This window comes from Streptomyces sp. NPDC060198 (assembly GCF_042728415.1).
In the GTDB taxonomy this organism is placed as follows: domain Bacteria; phylum Actinomycetota; class Actinomycetes; order Streptomycetales; family Streptomycetaceae; genus Streptomyces.
In genome coordinates, this window is record NZ_JBHWZJ010000590.1 from 1 (window position 1) to 2,791 (window position 2,791).

The window sequence follows — 2,791 nt, forward strand, 5'->3', positions numbered from 1 at the left end:
GTCCGACCCGCTGCCGCTGTCGGCGGCGGGTGCCAGACTTCCGGCATGTCACTCACCGCCCTGACCTTCGACCGCTGGTGCGCCTTCGACCCGGCCACCGCGCGCAGCCGCGCCGAGGAAGCTGCCCGCCAGGTGGGCGGCACCCTGGCCGAGTGGGAGAGCGACCCGGCGCGGGGACGGATCCCGCACCGCGCGGTGATCGAGCGGGACGGGCAGGGGTTCGCCCTGATACCCGGCGGCGAGGTGCGCGTCGGATTCGACCTGACCACATGGAGCCCGACCGCCGAACAGCTCCGCTCCTACCGCGAGGAGAGCATCGCGGGCGGCTTCGGCTTCGACGCCGACCTCCTCGTCCACCTCGCCGGCGTCCTCACACCCCGGCGCACGGTCACCCTTCCCACCGTCCTCATGGCGGTGGAGGCCGAGGCGCTCTCCGGCGTACCGGCCGAGGCCGCCTCCGTGCTCGCGGCCCGCGGTCTGCGTCCGCCCACCCCCGACGAGTGGGAGCACGCCTGCGGCGCCGGCGCCGAGACCCTGTTCCGCTGGGGCGACACGTACCCGGCCGGCAGCTCCCCGTACGGAGAAGGGCCCGGCCCGCACCACCTGCCCAACGCCTTCGGCCTGCGTTTCGGTTACAGCGTGTACGAGGCGGAGGTGACCAGCGACCCCGGCCACGTCCACGGCGGCGACGGCGGCGAGGCCGCGTGCGGTGGCTACGGCACCTTCCTCACCTGGCTGCCCATGGCAACCGCCAACCACAACCCCGGACTCGCCGAATTCCTGCGGGAACCCGACGGCGAGGACAGTTACGAGGACTTCTTCGTCCGGCCGGTCGTCGAACTGCGCTGACCGGCCCGCACCTCCCCCCTGTGCGCCCGTGGCCCCTCCACCTCCCGATCAGGTCGGTGGCGAAGCCGCCCCCACGTCCGTCGCGGGCGCCGCGCCGCGAGCCCGCCCGCGCGAGGCCCCGTTCGGCTGCGGCCGGTTCGCGCCCACGACCGGACGCCGGTGTGGTGGAAGCACGCGTACCGATCCCCACGAACCGGCGGCACGGGCGCCCCTCCACGCGAGACAGGGAGACTCCGCATGTCCCTACGCATGCCCGTACGCGCATCCATACCGGGTCGCCGTCGCTGTGCCGCGGCCCTCGCCGCGACGGCGATCTGCTCGGCGATGTTCACGTTCACCGGATCGGACCCCGCGCTGGCCGGCGGAGCGCCGCCACCTCGGGTGCCCGTCCCGCAGCTGGACTGGAGACCCTGCTCGCCCGGCAGCCCCTTCGACTGCGCCACCGCCGAGGTGCCGCTGGACTACGCCGACCCCGGCCGCCGCACGATCGACCTGGCGCTCGTCCGGCGCAAGGCGACCGGCCCGGGGAAGCGCATCGGCTCACTGCTCTTCAACCCCGGCGGCCCGGGTGGGCCGGGAACGGTGCAGATGCCGCAGAACTACGAAGCCTTCCCCGAAGAAGTGCGGGAGCGGTTCGACATCGTCAGCTGGGATCCCCGCGGAATCGGCCACAGCACCGCGGTGAACTGCTTCGGCACTCCCGAGGAGGCCGCCGCCTGGGCGGCCCGCAAACCGGCCGGATTCCCGGTGGGCGAACAGCAGCGGGCGGCCTGGAACGCCGCGTTCAAGGACCTGTACCAGCGCTGCCTGAAGCGTGACCCGGAACTCCTGCGCCACGTGTCGACGGCCGACAGCGCGCACGACCTCGACCTGCTCCGCCAGGCCGTGGGCGACCGGCAGCTGACCTACCTGGGGATCTCCTACGGCACGATCCTCGGCGCCACCTACGCCAACCTCTACCCCGGCCATGTGCGCGCCATGACCCTCGACAGCAACATCGACCCGCGGGCCTGGACGAACCACGCCATGGGCGATGCCCGGCTGCCGACCTTCCTGCGCATGGGTTCCGACGTCACCGCGGCCTCCACCCTGGAGCAGTTCCTCACCCGGTGCGGGTCCACCGGCACGGACCACTGCGCCTTCTCGGCCGGCAGCCCGCAGGCGACCCGGTCCAAGTTCGACCAGCTCATGCGGCGGCTCCGCGAGCAGCCGGTGGGCACCTGGACCTACGCCGCCACGGCCAGTGACACGGTGTCCGGCCTCTACACCCTCCACCCCGGATGGACGGAGCTCGCCGGCCGGCTGCAGGACCTGTGGCAGGGCCGCGTCCCCGCACCGCCCGCGCCCCTGCCCGCGCCGCCGGTGCCGTATCCGTACCTGGGCGACGAACAGGCGGGCGCCGTGCTCTGCGGCGACAGCCCCAACCCGCGTGACACCGCCGTCTACCCCGCCCTGGAGGAGGCCGGCGCCGCTCGTACGGGTGACCCCGGACGCCACTGGACCTGGGCCGCGGAGCCGTGCGCCACCTGGCTGACCCGGGCGGAGAACCGGTACACGGGTCCGTGGAACAAGCCCACGGCGCACCCCGTGATGGTGGTCGGCACCCTCTTCGACCCCTCCACGCCCTACACGAACGCGCAGGCCATGGCCGAGGAACTGGCCGACGCCCGACTGCTCACCAACAGCGGCTACGGACACACCGCGCTGATCAACACCAGCAGCTGCGTCAACGCCCACGAGAGCCGCTACTTCATCGACGGCACCCTTCCCCCGCCCGGCACGACCTGCCGTCAGGACACACCGCCCTTCGCCACCCCCGTGCCCCACGGCGGAGTCGCCGCGGGCGGTGGCGCGATGGCGGGCGTCGTCTCCCGACTCCTCCGGCAGCCCCGGTGAGCCCCGAAAACGCAGACGAACGAGGGCCGCCACCCCGGTCGGGGGT

At 73.5% G+C, this 2,791-nt stretch carries 2 protein-coding genes; both read left to right on the top strand.

The annotated features are described in order from the left end of the window. Positions 1 to 45 precede the first annotated feature (45 nt). Positions 46 to 849, top strand: a complete 804-nt coding sequence (locus ACFWEP_RS33815; protein WP_387376005.1) for a hypothetical protein — start codon at positions 46 to 48, stop codon at positions 847 to 849. Between the two features lie 237 nt (positions 850 to 1,086). Further along, the gene (locus ACFWEP_RS33820) at positions 1,087 to 2,745 is read left to right on the top strand and encodes an alpha/beta hydrolase (protein WP_387376007.1); all 1,659 of its coding nucleotides are present in this window, start codon (positions 1,087 to 1,089) and stop codon (positions 2,743 to 2,745) included. Positions 2,746 to 2,791: the final 46 nt, after the last annotated feature.